At 48.6% G+C, this 16,670-nt stretch carries 13 protein-coding genes; all 13 read left to right on the top strand.

Features of this window, described 5'->3' with window-relative positions; all coding sequences use genetic code 11:
• Positions 1 to 95 precede the first annotated feature (95 nt).
• Positions 96 to 836, top strand: coding sequence for a pyruvate formate-lyase-activating protein (gene pflA / locus AQR02_RS17160; RefSeq protein WP_054941524.1), 741 nt, complete (start codon positions 96 to 98; stop codon positions 834 to 836).
• A gap of 329 nt (positions 837 to 1,165) precedes the next feature.
• The gene (locus tag AQR02_RS17155; RefSeq protein ID WP_054941523.1) at positions 1,166 to 2,569 is read left to right on the top strand and encodes a type 2 periplasmic-binding domain-containing protein; all 1,404 of its coding nucleotides are present in this window, start codon (positions 1,166 to 1,168) and stop codon (positions 2,567 to 2,569) included.
• A 98-nt stretch (positions 2,570 to 2,667) separates the two neighbouring features.
• Positions 2,668 to 3,552, top strand: a complete 885-nt coding sequence (locus tag AQR02_RS17150) for a carbohydrate ABC transporter permease (protein ID WP_054941522.1) — start codon at positions 2,668 to 2,670, stop codon at positions 3,550 to 3,552.
• The gene (locus tag AQR02_RS17145; protein ID WP_054941521.1) at positions 3,552 to 4,382 is read left to right on the top strand and encodes a carbohydrate ABC transporter permease; all 831 of its coding nucleotides are present in this window, start codon (positions 3,552 to 3,554) and stop codon (positions 4,380 to 4,382) included. Before AQR02_RS17150 ends, AQR02_RS17145 begins: the two co-directional genes overlap by 1 nt.
• A 27-nt stretch (positions 4,383 to 4,409) precedes the next feature.
• A complete protein-coding gene (locus tag AQR02_RS17140; RefSeq protein ID WP_054941520.1) occupies positions 4,410 to 6,263 on the top strand; it encodes a cache domain-containing sensor histidine kinase in 1,854 nt (617 codons plus the stop codon).
• Complete coding sequence (locus tag AQR02_RS17135) at positions 6,241 to 7,029, top strand: response regulator transcription factor (RefSeq protein WP_054941519.1); 789 nt, start codon at positions 6,241 to 6,243, stop codon at positions 7,027 to 7,029. The genes AQR02_RS17140 and AQR02_RS17135 overlap by 23 nt, the downstream gene beginning before the upstream one ends.
• 452 nt (positions 7,030 to 7,481) lie before the next feature.
• Positions 7,482 to 9,701, top strand: a complete 2,220-nt coding sequence (locus tag AQR02_RS17130) for a stalk domain-containing protein (protein ID WP_054941518.1) — start codon at positions 7,482 to 7,484, stop codon at positions 9,699 to 9,701.
• 207 nt (positions 9,702 to 9,908) lie between these two features.
• On the top strand, positions 9,909 to 10,370 hold the full coding sequence (locus tag AQR02_RS17125; protein ID WP_054941517.1) for a Fur family transcriptional regulator: 462 nt from the start codon (positions 9,909 to 9,911) through the stop codon (positions 10,368 to 10,370).
• Between the two features lies 1 nt (position 10,371).
• Entirely contained in the window at positions 10,372 to 10,635 is a 264-nt protein-coding gene (yidD, locus tag AQR02_RS17120) for a membrane protein insertion efficiency factor YidD (RefSeq protein WP_054941516.1), read from the top strand.
• A 370-nt stretch (positions 10,636 to 11,005) separates the two neighbouring features.
• Entirely contained in the window at positions 11,006 to 13,030 is a 2,025-nt protein-coding gene (gene metG, locus AQR02_RS17115; protein ID WP_054941515.1) for a methionine--tRNA ligase, read from the top strand.
• 160 nt (positions 13,031 to 13,190) lie between these two features.
• Positions 13,191 to 14,174, top strand: a complete 984-nt coding sequence (locus AQR02_RS17110; protein ID WP_054941514.1) for a metal ABC transporter solute-binding protein, Zn/Mn family — start codon at positions 13,191 to 13,193, stop codon at positions 14,172 to 14,174.
• 33 nt (positions 14,175 to 14,207) lie between these two features.
• The gene (locus AQR02_RS17105) at positions 14,208 to 14,957 is read left to right on the top strand and encodes a metal ABC transporter ATP-binding protein (protein ID WP_054941513.1); all 750 of its coding nucleotides are present in this window, start codon (positions 14,208 to 14,210) and stop codon (positions 14,955 to 14,957) included.
• A 697-nt stretch (positions 14,958 to 15,654) separates the two neighbouring features.
• A complete protein-coding gene (locus AQR02_RS17100) occupies positions 15,655 to 16,458 on the top strand; it encodes a metal ABC transporter permease (RefSeq protein ID WP_054941512.1) in 804 nt (267 codons plus the stop codon).
• The last annotated feature ends 212 nt before the right edge of the window (positions 16,459 to 16,670 follow it).

The raw sequence follows: 16,670 nt of genomic DNA, 5'->3' as shown, positions 1-16,670 counted from the left end.
AGCTGCAAGGTGATACCGCCCTTGATCCAAGGGCGGTAAAATCTTGCTAAAAAATCATTAAAATTTAAAGTTTTATTTCGAAAGGATGTCATCACATGGCTAATGGACACATACATTCCTTAGAAACCTTTGGGACCGTGGACGGGCCTGGTATCCGTTTTGTTCTATTTATGCAGGGTTGCCTATTGAAGTGCCAATATTGTCATAATCCGGATACTTGGGGTCTTAACGAAGGTAAGGAAATGAGCATCGAAGATGTACTCTCGGAAATTCAGCCTTATTTGAACTATTACCGATCTTCAGGAGGAGGACTAACCGTTTCAGGCGGTGAGCCTACACTCCAGGCACATTTCGTGAAGCAGTTGTTCACGGAAGTGAAGAAACGCTGGAATTTGCATACTACACTCGATACAAATGGCTACAATGAAGGCGATAAGATTACTGATCTGCTTGATGTAACGGATCTGGTACTGCTGGATCTGAAGCATATTGATGATGAAGCGCATATTAAGCTTACAGGTAAATCGAATGACCGTACACTGAGACTGGCCCGCTGGTTGTCAGATCATAACCGTAAAATGTGGGTCCGCCATGTTTACGTTCCCGGCATTCATGACAAAGAAGAAGACCTGTTGAATCTTGGCCGGTTCATCGGAACTCTGAACGGCGTTGAAAAGTTTGAAATCCTGCCTTATCATCAGATGGGGGTCTATAAATGGGAAGTGCTTGGCCGTCCCTATGAGCTTGAAGGTGTACCTTCACCGACAGAAGAGGAAGTGCAGCGTGCTTACCGGCTGATCGAAGAAGGACGTCAAGAGACAGCTTTGGTCAAGTAATGATTGCATATAAATGAGGCCGTTCCTGACAGTAGCTAACATACTGCGGGAACGGTTTTTTGCTGTCAGGTTAAGGTAGTATTTTTAGCGAAAATCCTCATTACATGTATAAGTTTCATAACAGTAACATAATGAAATTGAGCTGAATCTTTAAATATTATGTCATGAAATATCACTTAATATGTGACTGAAAACTGATGTATTCGCTTACAATAGAGGTTTTTATCCCTATTGTAGATGAATCTTAACCTTACGATTACAAAGTCTGTTTTCTATAATAAGAGTTGTAAGGGGAACCATAAATCATTAAACAGGGAGGGTCACCCGTAATGAGAAAAAGTATAACAATGCTCTTGTCCCTAATGTTTGTCACCTCAGCACTACTAACTGCTTGCGGAAATAATAATAATGCAGGCAACAATGGCCAAGCCGCAGCAACTAACAGTGGAACAGCTGCAACCAATGCCCCGGCTACAGAAGAGCCGGTGAACACGGAGCCTTTTGAAATGACGATTCGTCATACTCAGGTAGGTGCAGATAAACAGAAACGCCTGGCGATTCTGGAAGATGTAGTCGGCAAGGTACAGGAAGAGGTACCGGGTCTGACCTTCAAGCTGGACGGTGTGGATTCGGATGTGAACCGCAAAGAAAAGCTGCGTGGTGAAATGGCTGCCGGCAATCCGCCGGAAATTTTTGACCTGTTCGGAAGCCCTGACTCCAAGATCTATGCGAAAGAAGGCAAGCTGCTTGATCTGACCCCTATCCTCGAAGAGCTAGGTATCAAGGACAAATTCTCCAATCTGGATCCTTTTACTTATGAAGGCAAAATCTACGGACTGCCGATTGGCGGTTCGGGTGAAGGATTCTTCTACAATAAAGAATATTATGCAAGCAAGGGCTGGAAAGCTCCAACTACCTTCGCAGAACTGGAACAGCAGCTGGCTGATATTAAGGCCGATGGCAAAGTGCCAATGGCAGGCGCGTCCAAAGCCGGTTGGGTACCATTGATGCTGGCTAACCACCTGTGGTCACGGTATGCCGGTCCGGATGTAACAGCGAAGTTTGCCACGGGTGAAGCGAAGTGGAATGATCCGAACGTCGTGAAAGGGTTCGCCAAATACAAGGAATGGGTCGACAAAGGCTACTTCAAAAAAGGTGAGCTCGGGTTCGAATATGCCGAATATACTACCCAGTTCACCAGTGCTGAAGCGATCCTGATGTATGACGGAACCTGGAAATCCTCTGTATTCAAAGCTGGTCAATCGGGCGAAGGGCTGATCGGTAAAGTAGGATTCTTCAATATTCCTGCGGTTGAAGGCGGGGTAGGCGATCAGACGGCCCTGATGCGTGACGTGAACAATGGCTATGGCTTCTCCGCTTCCGCAGGTGAAGATGAACGTCAACTCGCTGCAGTGAAGTCGTTCATCAAAAATATGTACAATGAAGAAATGCAATTGCGCGGTTTGGTGGAAGACGGTGTGCTTCCGGCGATGAAGATGGATCAGGCGGTGCTGAACGAGAATATCACAGATGATCTGATGAGTGAAATTGTGGCGGTGCTGAACAACTCTGAGTCTTCATTCCCGGCGTTCGACTCTCTGGTACAGGCGGATGTAACGACCGAAATCAGCAATATTCAAATTCAGAAGCTGATTGGCGGTCAGACTACACCTGAGAAGATGGGCGAAGCGCTGCAGAAGGTTCAGGAAGAAGCGAACGCAGCGGTGGAGTAAGCAGCGGCCAATGAAATGTACCCTGGTGCTTGCTCCAGGGTATATTTTTTACACTCCGGCCTAATCTTTCCCGGATATCAAAGCAATCGGAGGTAGTCATGAATAAAGCACTCAGAAACCCCTTGGTCTTCATGCTATTCGTTATTCCTGCACTTGCATTGTTCTTTGTATTCTTCATCTACCCGATCTTCAGCTCCATCTATTATAGCTTCACCAGTTGGAACGGCGTATCGGATACCGTCAAACATGCCGGTCTGGCCAATTTCAAGAAGGCGCTCGGAGATGAACGCTTCTGGGTCTCCGTGAAGAATAACGGCTGGTTCATCCTCTTCTCCGTATTTATACAGGTTCCGCTGATCGTCTTTTTCTCCTTATTGATTGCCAATGTTAAGAAGCTCAAAGGATTATATAAAACAGCCGTATTTATGCCTTCCATAATGTCTACAGCAGTAATCGGTATTCTGTGGGGCTTTATTTATGAGCCTAATATTGGGCTTTTCAATAAGCTGCTGGGGCTGTTCGGAGTGGAGCCGGTTTATTGGCTGTCTGATGAGCGTTTTGCCATGTTGTCGATTCTGATTACAAATGCCTGGCAGTGGACCGGATTCTACATTGTCATGGTGCTGGCGGCGATTCTCTCCATTCCCAGTGAGCTTGATGAGGCAGCGGCGATTGACGGCGCTACCGGGTTCCAGCGGGCTACCCGCATTACTCTGCCGCTGATCGTGCCGATTATTTCCGTGGTGATTATGCTCTCCATCGCCGGGGCTATGAAGGCTGCTGATATTGTCATCGTTATGACCAAAGGCGGACCGGCAGGCTCGACTGAAGTTATGGCAACCTACATGATTAAATATTCCATCACCAACTTTAAATACGGGTACGGCAATACCATTGCAGTCCTAATCTTCGTGTTTACGCTTATCGTTACGGCACTTTATCAGCTGCTGTTTAACCGGCGTAGTGAAAGGATTGAATACTGATGCCGCGTACCTTGAAGAAAAGTCTGCCTCATGTCGCGCTGCTCGGCTATCTTTTAGTGGTTCTTTTTCCGTTCTTATTCGTGCTCTTCTCATCCGTGAAGAAGGACAATAACTCGATCGCCCTGAATCCATTCGGCATACCGAAGGAATTCGTGTTTAACAACTATGTAGAAGCGTGGGTCAACGCTAAGATCAGCACTTACTTTTTTAACAGCTTGTACATTTCGGTCTTGGCCTCGGTAGTATCGATCCTGCTGGCTTCGATGTTTGCCTTTGCGGTCACTCGGATGCGCCAGGGTAAATGGAACACGATCCTGTTTTCGCTGGTGCTGATCGGGATGCTGATTCCGAACAATGCGCTGATGCTGCCGATTTACACCATCGTGCGGAAGCTGCATATTTTGAACACGCACTGGGCGCTTATCATCCCTTATATTGCCAATGCGATTCCGTTTACGATTATCATTTTGGCCGCCTTCATGCGCTCTCTGCCCAGTGAAATTGAGGAAGCAGCGGTAATGGATGGGTTGAAGGCTCCAGGCATCTTTGCTAAGATTATTGTACCTCTGACGGTTCCCGCCATGGTTACAGTATTCATAGTCAATTTCCTGGGAAATTGGAATGAATTTTTGCTGGCTAACTATTTTCTTTCGAATGATGAGCTGCGCACGCTTCCGGTGGGAATGGTCCAATTTCGTGATCAGTATCAGATGAACTATGCGCAAATGTCTGCCGGGATTGTCTATAGCGTGCTGCCGGTGGTCATTATCTATGCTGTTTTGCAGGAGAAAATAATTGAAGGTGTAACGGCAGGCAGCGTAAAAGGATAACCTTAATCACAGTCAGGAGCGCAGCCGATGAATTTGCGCTATAAATTGTTTACGGCATTTTTGGGTCTCATCATTATTCCGTTATTTATCCTTGGCATGATTATGTTCTTCGTAACTTATAATTCCATTGAGAAGAAATACAGCCAGCAGTCGGAGTATTCACTTAAAGCGATCAGCTACAGCATCTCCAATGTCTTCAAGGACATGAACAATGTGACGGACAACGGAATTGCCACCTCAGTTTTTCATATGGCTCTTAGTGCGGATGATCCCTCCAAGCAGGATTTGACCGATGCCGAGCAGCTCAGTCTGAATGCCAGCCAACGTAATTTCCGCAGTCTGCTCTATAACCATCCTTCGATCAGTTATGCCTTTCTGTACAATTTCAATGGAAAAGGCAGCTCAGAGATTGTCTCGGTCTTCACCAAAGAAAATTTCCGGACGCTTCCCTATGACAAATTCAAAGGGAGTGAGCTGTACCAGGAGGTTATGGAGCTAAACGGTGTGCCGAAATGGCTGGCACCGCATGAATACCCTGAGCTGACCGGGACAGAAGCGGTATTTACGCAGATCCGGCTGATCAAAGAGCTGAGCTTCTTTCAGAATATCGGCATTCTGGTAGTGCAGATCAAAAACTGGGAGTTCGAATCCATATTCCGTAATTTAAAGATCGGTGACAGCAATCAGAAGGTCTCGTTTATGCTTGTAAATGATGACGGAATGATACTGCTGGACCCGGACCGCAAGCTGGATGGGCAGGATTTAAGCTCCTTTACAACAAAAGATATTGTATATAAGCAAGGCTATCAGAGCTTCAAAACACAATTCGGCGGCGAGAAGAGCATATTGTCTGTCTATCACTTGAAAGACTATCCATGGAGCCTGGTTTCCGTGACCTCATGGGGTTCATTGTCCCGCGAAGTGACGGTGTTTGCCCGCTGGTTTGTCGGGGTGATCTTCCTGTGTTTCCTGGCTGCTGTAATTTTCAACCTGTTCTTTATGAACCGGATTACCGGCGGGATTGCCGTTATTGTCCGCTTTATGCGCCGGGTTGAGGATGGCGACCTTACAACAAGGGTCGAGGAGAAGGGCACGGACGAGATGACACTGCTGGCCAAGGGATTTAACGACCTGATGAACACAATCAATATGCTGTTTAACCGGATTCAGGTGGAGCAGCGGCGGAAAAATCAGGCTGAGATGCGCGTGCTGCAGGCGCAGATCAAACCGCATTTTCTTTTTAATACCCTGGAATCCATCAATGTGCTCGCCGTCCAGAACGAAGGAAGCAAAGTCAGTGAAATGGTCTACCGTCTGGCCAGCATTCTGCGGATCAGTATTCAGGACAGGGATGAAATCACACTGCAGGAGGAAGTCACTCATCTGCGCAATTATCTTGATATCCAGAAATTCCGCTTCGAGGATCTATTCGATTATGAGATCGATATTCCGGAGGAGCTTATGAGCTGCGGCATTCTTAAGCTGACGCTGCAGCCGCTTGTGGAGAACAGCATCCAGCACGGGTTCGAGGGGATCGGCTACCATGGCCGGATGAGTGTGAAGGGCTGGGAGGATCAGGGGAATCTGATTCTGCGTATAGAGGATAACGGAATCGGCATGACTTCTGCCCAGCTCTCCATGTTCCAGTACATGGTCAATGAATCGGCGGAGCAGAATGCAGACGGCCAGGCAGAACAGGTTATTCACCAGGAACGGCGCGGGCTTGGCGTACGGAGTGTAGCTGATAGGATCCGGATTGAATACGGCGAGAGATATGGCATTTTCATCTGTGCCAGCCCCGGCGAGGGCACGATCATTCAATGCGTCATACCTAAATACGAGCAGGGGGAAGATCATTATGCTAAAAGTATTATTGGTTGACGATGAAGCCCCTATCCTTAACAATCTCAACAGAGTGCTGCCTTGGCAGGAGATGGGGATGGAAGTTGCAGGCATGGCCCGCAGCGGCATGGAGGCACTGAGGATTGCCGAGGAAGAGGCGCCGGATCTTGTACTCTGTGATATCCGCATGCCGATGATGGACGGACTGACGTTCATTGGCAAGCTGCGTGAAATGGGTCTGGAGAGCGAGGTGCTGCTGCTGAGCGGATATCAGGAATTCGATTACGCCAGAGAAGCCATCCGGCTTGGGGTGAAAGAATATATCTGCAAGCCGATTCATTACGGAGAGCTTGGCAACAAAGTGCGTGAAATCGGCACACAAATCCGCAATAGACAGTATAAGGACAAATTGTACAATAGCATCCCGTTGTTTCAGGAGCTGCCTGCCGCAGAGGATTCGGCCAAAAAAACACCGGACCAGCTGATGAATCTGGCGGCAAAAATTATTTCCGAGCGGCTGAGTTATGATCTCGGGATAGAGGAGGTTGCGGGCAGGATCGGTATCAGCAGCAGCTATTTCTGCCTGTTGTTCAAAAACCGTTTTGCGATGACCTTTGTGGAATATGTCACCCAGCAGCGGATAGAAGCAGCCAAATTCATGCTCTCCAGCACGGACAAGAGCATTACGGCGATCAGCTCGGGGGTAGGGTATCAGGAGCGGCGTTATTTTACTAAAGTGTTTCAGAAACAGACGGGAATGACGCCCAAAGAATACCGTGATCAGAAGAAACGCTCGGAGACGTAATAAAGCCTGTATTCCGGACAATTAAATGACAGGTCAACAGGACTGCTTACCGGAGAAGACGATTAACCTTACTGTTTAAGGGGAATCGTCTTTGTTGTTTGAAGAGCAGGGGCAAAAATGTTTACTGGAGATGCAGGCAATGGTATGATCTAGGTTCTGTGGTGTGTTTTTGTGTGCTGCTGGAAGTCTGATTATAAAGGTGTATGCTGGCTGCACTTCTTATCGAGTAACTGTAAGGTGAAGTAAAAAATGTATTTTCGAGTTACTTTTTATTTACACTGAATGAAACTTTTTGAGGTTGGATGCGTCTAATACTATGTTTTGTAAAATGGACGTGGCAAAACATTACCTGCCGGCTTTTGAGGAGGATTATGTTTTGCGGGGAATATAAGGATCAGAGAGATAAAATTACTGCCTTATAGACTACAAATGGGAGCAGAAGGAGTCATACCATGGATTTGAAAAAACTAACATTAGTCGCTGCATTGGCTGTATCGCAAGCTGCAGCAGCCGTTCCGGCTTTTGCCGTACCGGTAAATACCGCAGGGGTATCCAGCACTATTTACGCAGCAGAAGCTGCTCAGGTGTCTGAGGTAACGGTTCAGCCGGAGGCTACGGATCCGCTGCCAAGTGAAGTTCCAGCCGCAACGGTTATACCAACTGCAACTCCAATTCCTACGCCAACAACAGATCCGGCAGTAACTCCGGTTCCATCGGAAACAACGGTTCCCGCTGCGACTGAAGCGATTCCGACCCAGCCGGTAAACACTGTGACAGCCGTTTATGCAGCAACCTCCAATCAGCTTATACTGATGATGAACAGCAACAAAATGTACAAGAACGGCACGCCTTATCTGGCCAATCAGCCGATGGCCGTCAAAAACGGCGTATCCTACGTTTCCATTCGCGCTATGGTGGAGATGGTGGGCGTAAGTTACACCTATGATTACAAAACCAAAGAAGTCATTGTTACAAAAGGTACCAGTGTGATGCGCTTTAAAACGGACAGCAAAATTTATACAGTGAACGGCAGTCCAAAGACAATGAAGGGGCCGGCTTATCAATACAAAGGAACCTTTATGGTTCCGTTGACCTCTATAACTGCTGCTCTCAACATTCCATATACCGTTGATAACATAGGGAAGCGTGTTATTCTGACGCTGAACACCAAGCCTACAGCTACATTTAGTGTTCAGCCGACTGAAATTTATGCCGGCCAGACTTATATTACTTATAACACCACTAGTTCTTCTCCAAATGGAACACCCATTGTTGAGGAAATCTGGAGCGGTAATAAGCAGGATATGTATGATCAGCCGGGGTATTATACAGTAACTTATTCCGTCCGGGATGCAAACGGGGTGTTAAGTGACCCTTATTCTGTGACGATCAATGTGCTGCAGCCTAACCAGCCGCCGGTCGCTAACTTCACAACCAACAAAGAAGAGTACAAGATGGGTGAGCCGGTAACCATGACTGATCTAAGCTATGATCCGGAAAATGAAACACTGACCACTGAGTGGACAAATCGCGCTTTAGCATTCTTTAATCCCGGTCCGGTGTCGATTCAATTAAAAGTAACGGATAAGCACGGTCTGAGCAGCACATTTGAGAAAACCATTAATATTACCAGCGAACAATTATATACCCAGGATGAAGTAGCGAAGCTGTTCACTATACCGGGAGACATTATTTCTATGGACGGCGGAATGATTCCTGGATTGACTAATGTAGCTAATACTACTTCATCAGAGGATTATTTACTGATCCGCAGTAACAGTCCGGAGACTGTTAATTCGGAAGGTATATTGTACCGTGAAACCGCGGTCGGCAAGACACGCTTCCTTGTTCATCACATGAACAATATGTCTACGAGACAGAAGCTGTATGTTATCGCGACCAACAATAATCTGTACCCAACCACTATTACAACGCAATATTCCGGGATCGCCGGTCCGGTTACTTCCCCGGAATATACCGGTAAAATCTCGATCCAGAAATATTACACTTCTATGCTGACTAATGAAAAATACAGCTCCGTGACGCTACAGCCAGGCCAGAGCATGCCAATACTGACGGATATTAATAAAGTATCCATGAAGCCGGGTGAAGTACTGTCTCTTAGTGCTGATCTGTTCAGCGACCTCACGGTTCAATACAATGTGGTGATGGTCGAAGAAAGTAAGGATCCTGTGGCTCTGCTGCCAACACTGCCGATTCTGGACCGTGATGGCGTGCATAACCGCGGAACGTATCCGAATTCCACACGGATCATTAATGTGAGCGATGTGGTCGGAGCTACACAAGCTAAGCTGGTGCTTGGTGATAACAAGAACGACTTGAATCTGATTGGTATGGACCCTATGACCGGAACCACAGCGTCCAATGCCGGAAACTTCGGTGTGCTGTACAAAATCAGACTTGAACGTGTTGCACCAAACACCCTGATTACGTTTAACCCGCGCGGAGGCAATTATCTTGGCTCATTGATGGTGAATAATACCATTGTCAACCTGCCGAATAAAGGCAACCTGTCCAGCTCGGATATGAATGCTATAGTCTACCGCTCCGGCAATTATGAAGGTCCGGTAGATATCGTATTCTCCGTCGCCTCCGGAAGTAATCTTCCGGTTAACTTTGTCTTCACGCCGCTTCCGGCATTGAAGCAATAAGGGATTCATTGAGTATGTGTAATTCAAACCGGCTAAGGCTTCCTTGTGGAGCTTTGGCCGGTTTTTTTATATCTGCAGGTTAGCGGATGTACTATAATTACTCTTAACAGGTGAAATCCGCTGCGGCGCTTCATTGACGGAGCTTTTGTTTTGGGGCATTATAAAGAGAGTGCAACAACAATGACTTATGTTATGGGAGATGAGCGAATGCTGTCGACAGAACAAATACTGGAAGCAATGTCGGGGCAGGGTCTGCGAATCACCGATCAGCGCAAAACGCTTGCCAAATTATTCGGCGAGAATACGGGATATTTGTCGGCGAAGGATGTTTACGATCATATGGGGCGCAAGTACAGCGGACTTAGCTTCGATACGGTCTACCGCAACCTGCGTGTAATGGAGGAGCTCGGCGTGCTGGAGCAGGTGGTATTTGAAGAAGGCGTCAAATTCAAAGCCAGCTGCAGTCAGGACCACCATCATCATCATATGATATGCCTTCAATGCATGAAGACTTACCCGATCCATTTCTGCCCGATGAATTTAACGGATACCCCGGATCAGTTCCGGGTAGTCAAGCATAAATTTGAGGTGTTCGGTTACTGCAAGGAATGTGAAAGCAGCCGTGAAGAAGAGTCAGCCCTTGCGGCTCACGGCAAAGAAGGCCGCTGACATGGCTAGCCTGCGCAGAACGGTTCAGGCACCTATCCGGGTGTACCGCAAGTTCATCTCGCCGCTGAAGCCTGCGACCTGCCGGTTCTATCCGACATGCTCAGCATACGCGCTTGAGGCGATTGAAGTGCACGGTCCGGTGAAGGGCTCATGGCTCGCCGCAAAGCGGATTGCCAGATGCCATCCCTTCCATCCCGGAGGGCTGGACCCTGTACCACCGCGGGATGATCAGCCGCCAGGTGAGAGCTCTGCCCGCACGACTTGACAGGGCGGGTTATTTTTGGGTATATTTTGGAGAATAACAAGAATTCCGAGGAACGGATGAGTAGATCGGGTTGGCCATTACAGAGAGCCGGGAGCGCTGGGAACCGGTATGGTACACAGATTGAATATGGTCCGGGAGGAACTGTGTTCGAGCAGGAGCGGCTAATAAGCCGACTCTGGTAAGATAACAGCGTGTTCCAGCGTTAATGGACAGTTCCCTTACGGGGAACTGGCGAAGCCTGTGCTCTGTGAAGAGCCGGGGAACTTTGGGTGGTATCGCGTGAGTATACTCTCGCCCCATATAGGGGCGGGAGTTTTTTGCGTTAATTTGTGTTAAGAGATTTGCAATGACGAAAGGATGACCCATACCAATGAGCGAGAAGAAAACATTTTATCTAACGACCCCGATCTATTATCCAAGCGATAAGCTGCATATCGGGCATGCCTATTCGACGGTAGCTGGTGATGCGATGGCCCGTTACAAACGGCTGCGCGGCTATGAGGTCCGTTATCTGACCGGTACGGATGAGCATGGGCAGAAGATTGAAGAGAAGGCTGGCAAGGCCGGCAAGACGCCGCAGGAGTTTGTTGACGGGATTGTCGAGGGCATTAAGGAGCTGTGGCGCAAGCTGGATATCTCCAATGATGATTTCATCCGTACTACCGAGCCCCGTCATAAAAAAGTGGTGGCCGATATTTTTGACCGCCTACTGAAGCAGGGAGATATCTACAAAGGTGAATACGAAGGCTGGTACTGTATTTCGGACGAGACGTTCTATACCGAGACTCAGCTCGTGGATATTGAACGTGATGCGGACGGCAATATCACCGGAGGCAAAAGCCCGGACAGCGGCCATCCTGTTGAGCTGGTCAAGGAAGAAAGCTATTTCTTCCGGATGAGCAAATATGCTGACCGGCTGATCCAGTTCTATGAGGAGAATCCGGAGTTTATTTTGCCGGAATCGCGCAAGAACGAAATGATCAACAACTTTATCAAACCGGGCCTTGAGGATCTTGCGGTTTCGCGTACAACGTTTGACTGGGGCGTAAAGGTTAAAGGTGACGATAAGCATGTGGTCTATGTATGGATTGATGCGCTTACCAATTATATTACCGCCCTTGGTTATGGTTCCGAGGACCGCAGCTTGTATGACAAGTTCTGGCCTGCGGATGTGCACATCGTCGGCAAGGAAATTGTGCGCTTCCATACCATCTACTGGCCGATCATCCTGATGGCGCTGGGCGAGCCGCTGCCGAAGAAGGTTTTTGCCCACGGCTGGCTGCTGATGAAGGACGGCAAAATGTCCAAATCGAAAGGTAATGTCGTAGATCCGATAACGCTGATCGACCGCTATGGCCTAGATGCGCTGCGCTACTACTTGCTGCGTGAGGTTCCGTTCGGTTCGGACGGCACGTTTACACCGGAAAGCTTCGTAGACCGGATCAACTACGACCTCGCCAATGACCTCGGCAACCTGTTGAACCGCACCGGAGCTATGGTCGAGAAATACTTTGGCGGGGAGCTTCCGGCTTATGCAGGCCAGGTTACTGCATTTGACGGGGAACTGGAAGCGGCAGCTAACAGCACATATGTCAAGGTGGAAGAAGCCATGGAAAAGATGGAGTTCTCCGTGGCGCTTACAGCGATTGGAGCTTTTATCAGCCGTACAAATAAATATATCGACGAAACCCAGCCATGGGTGCTTGCCAAGGATGAGAGCAGAGCCGGCGAGCTGGGATCAGTAATGAGACATCTCGTAGAAGGACTGCGCACAGCCTCAATCCTGCTTCAGCCGTTCCTGACCGGTGCGCCGGCTAAAATCTGGGAGCAGCTTGGCATCCAGCCGGGCGAGCTGACTACTTGGGACAGCGGTAAAACCTTTGGCCTAATTCCAGCCGGAACCAAGCTGGCTAAGGGCGACCCAATCTTCCCGCGGCTTGACGTCGCTGTGGAAGTCGCCTACATCGCTGAAGCGATGGGCGCAGGCAAGCCGGCAGCCGCCGAGCCGGAAGCTGCACCAGCGACTGCGGCCCCGGCTTCCGCCGAAGCTGAGCCGGAGGAAGAGCACAAAGAAGAAATCGGCATCGACGATTTCGCCAAAGCCGAGCTGCGCGTCGCCCAGGTCATCGCAGCAGAGCCGGTTAAGAAGGCGGATAAGCTGCTGAAACTGCAGCTGGATCTGGGATACGAGCAGCGGCAGGTTGTTTCCGGGATTGCCAAGTTCTATACACCTGAAGAACTGGTAGGACGCAAAGTTATCTGCATCGTCAACCTGAAGCCGGTGAAGCTGCGCGGCGAGCTGTCGCAAGGCATGATTCTGGCCGCCTCCAAAGGCGATCAGCTGACCATCGCCACTGTTCCGGACAGCATGCCAAACGGAGCAATTGTTAAGTAAGGCTGAATCAATAGGATGACAAGAACGCCAGTATGCCGGGAACGGCTGCAGGCGTTCTTTTTCATCCTGCCGTAATGGAGAGTTCGGTGTTGACTTATCGTAACCATTACTATTATAATTCTCATAGTAAAATTTACGATTTAAGGAGTCGATAGTTATTATGTCTTTCAAAGATTTGCACCGAGGAATGCTGCTTACGCTTGCCCTGCCGGTTCTTCTGATGCTCGCAGCCTGCGGCACCAAAAGCAGCGGGAATATTGTCGAGGGTAAAGTAAACGTGGTCACAACTTTTTATCCCATATATGAATTTGCCGGTGAAATTGGCGGAGAAAATGTTAATGCGATCAATCTGCTGCCGGTTGGGGTGGAGCCCCATGACTGGACGCCGCGCAGCCAGGACATCATCAATACCTCCAAGGCACAACTGTTCCTGTACAATGGAGCAGGCCTTGAGGGATGGGTGCCGAATTTCCTGAAAAGTCTGGAAAGCGACAGTGAAACCAAGGCTGTTGAAGTCAGCCAGGGTGTGGATTATATTATGACTGACGAAGAAGATGAACATGATCACGGTGAAGCTGAAGATGCGGAGAATCATGCGGCGGAAGAGAGCACGGACAGCCTGCATACGGATCCCCATACGTGGGTAAGTCCGAAATCGGCGCTGATCATGGCGGAGAATATTAAAGAGAGTCTGATTGCTGTAGATCCTGAGCATAAAGAGGGCTATGAGGAGCGCTATAACAAGCTTGCTGAGCGACTGCAGGCTTTGGACACTAAATTCAAGACGGAGCTTGCCAAGATGCCGAATAATGAGATTGTCGTCTCCCATCAGGCTTTTGCTTATCTGGCACGCGACTATAGCCTGACCCAGCATGCCATTATGGGCTTGTCGCCGGATTCAGAGCCGCGCGGTCAGGATCTGGTGAACCTGGCTGCACTCGTGAAAGAGGAAGGAATCCGTTATATCTTTTTTGAAGAATTAGTCTCCGATAAGCTGGCCAAAACACTGGCAGGCGAAGCGGGTGTGGAGACGATGGTACTGAATCCGGTGGAGGGACTGACCGAGGCGCAGGAGAAGAACGGCGATAATTATTTCACTTTGATGGAGAAAAATTTGCAAAATCTGATTCTGGCTTTACAATAAAAAGGAAAGTATAAGGGAAAGGCGGTACAACACATGCAATCGGTATCCCTGGACTGCCATCAGCATATGATTGAAATACAGGATTTGTCCTTCTCCTACGGAGAGCAGAAGGTTATTTCCGGTCTGAATTACACGGTGAAGGAACGAGATTTTCTTGGCATTATCGGTTCAAATGGAGCCGGTAAAACCACACTGATGAAAATGATCGTCGGCCTGCTGCCCCCAACCGGCGGTGACATCAAGCTGTTCGGCCAGTCGGTGCGCAAATTTAAGGATTGGGAACGGATCGGCTATGTTCCGCAGAAAAATGCCTTCAATCCGCTGTTCCCGGCCACGGTCCGTGAAGTGGTGCTGTCCGGCCTTTACAATAATAAAAACCTGATCCGCCGGGTATCCAAAGCGCAGCACCGCCAGTGCGAGGACGCGCTGGAAGTGATGCGGATTCAGGATATCGCCGAGAAAAGAGTAGGCCAGCTGTCCGGCGGCCAGCAGCAGCGCGTATTCCTGGCCCGTGCGCTGATCAACCATCCGGATCTGCTCATTTTGGACGAGCCTACGGTAGGGATTGACGCGGAGACGCAGGCGGGATTTTTTGATCTCATCTTCCATATGCATGCCCACCATCACATGACCTTCCTAATGGTGTCGCATGACATTGACATGATCAAAAGCTATCTGGGCAATGAGCCGGTGCAGAGTAACGGCAAAATCAACTTTTACTGCCGCCACTCCCACGAAGCCCAGGATTGCGTGGTAGAGAACCTGCAGCACACGCTGACTTAAGATAGAAGTGTTGCGCAGAATGCCTGCGGACTAAGTGAGAAAAAGGTTATGAGCTAAGTGCGCTGCATGTATTAGTCTAGCTAAGTGGTTATTGGTGCTATAAGTACATTTAAGCTGGGTAAAGTATCTGTGGTATGTGCGCTATATGTGTTGAGTATGCTGAACGTGCTGAGAATAACTGTATTTTCTGCAATTAAAACTAACTAATCAGCTCTTAAGCAACCTCTAATTGCAATTTGTACACTTATATTTTCGGAAATTACCCAAACAGTGTTTTTCTCCAGAAATAGCTGTATGGAATGCAGTTATTCTGCTATAACTCAGGTTTCCGCCGTATTTAATTGTACGAAATACAATTAAACCTACGCAGGTGCAGCTGGGTAATCTTCTGTTTGCAGCGATCAATGTCCCACGCTTCATGGGAGCTGACCCGGAGAAGCGATTACGTGCATTAACCGAAATTTTAAGTAGATGTTCTAAAGCTAAGCGTGTCCCGCAAGGGACGAAAGCGATCCTTCCCCGCAGTATCTAGTTACCTGTATGCGATCCTCCTACGCCAGTTGCACTTAAGCGGGTGTCCAGAGGGCAGAGCCCTTGGGGCCCTCCCTTGGAAGGGAGGGTTTGGGAGGGATCGAAAATCTTTTCCTAAAAGGTTTGAAATGTTTAATTGTAATTGAATTTCAGAGGAGATATCATCTTGGAAATCCTATTCAGTGACTTTTTTCAGCGGGCGCTTGCGGGCGGGCTGATGATCGGTATCACGGCGCCGCTTATAGGCGTTTTTCTTGTCTTAAGACGTTTGTCCATGATCGGAGATACGCTGGCACATGTAACCATTGCCGGGGTGGCGCTGGGCTTTCTGACCGGCTTTTATCCGCTTGGGGCTGGTCTGATCTTTGCAGTGATGGCTTCTTTTGCCATTGAAAAGCTGCGGAAAGCTTACAAAAGCTACGCCGAGCTGTCGATTGCCATTATTATGTCAGGCGGTGTGGCGCTTGCCTCGCTGTTCTTCACCTTGGGCAAAGGGTATAATGCAGATGTGATGAGCTATCTGTTCGGAAGTATCTATACGCTCGACAATACAGATCTGGTTGTAGTAGGTATTGTGACCATTGCAGTAGTTGTTGTCGTTACGATGTTCTTTAAAGAATTTTTCCTGCTCAGCTTTGAGGAGGATGCGGCGAGTGTCAGCGGGCTGCCTGTAAAGGTGCTCAATATGCTGATTACAGTACTGACGGCACTAGTCATCAGCACAGCAATCAAAATTGTCGGTTCACTGCTCGTGTCGGCGCTGCTGACCATTCCGGTGGCTATTAGCCTGCTGCTGTCACGCAGCTTTAAGTCATCGGTGGTGCTGTCTGTAATTATCGCGGAGATCGCCGTAGTCGGTGGTTTGGTAGTGGCTGGTGTATGGAATCTCGCTCCCGGAGCGACAATCGTCCTCCTGCTCATTGCACTGCTGACCCTGACCTTGATCGGCAAAAAGGGACTGCCTGCCTAATGGCACAAGTACCTGAGGTAACTGCATTACATAAAGTCCTATATAGATTGAACTTGAAACTTAACAAATAGGGAAAAGTGGCGGAGGGGGATTTTGGAACTGGAGGAGCGGTAGCGTCCGCCTGAAAGCTTTCCGCAGGAAAGCTCGCTTCGGAAGCATATGCTGTCTGTGGATTTCCACCGCGAACAGCGGTACAAATCAAGAAATCTGCA

Origin of the sequence: Paenibacillus ihuae (assembly GCF_001368795.1) — a bacterium.
Taxonomy (GTDB): domain Bacteria; phylum Bacillota; class Bacilli; order Paenibacillales; family Paenibacillaceae; genus Paenibacillus_AQ; species Paenibacillus_AQ ihuae.
The sequence above is the reverse complement of the archived record's forward strand: the minus strand, read 5'-3'. Positions and strand labels throughout refer to the sequence as shown.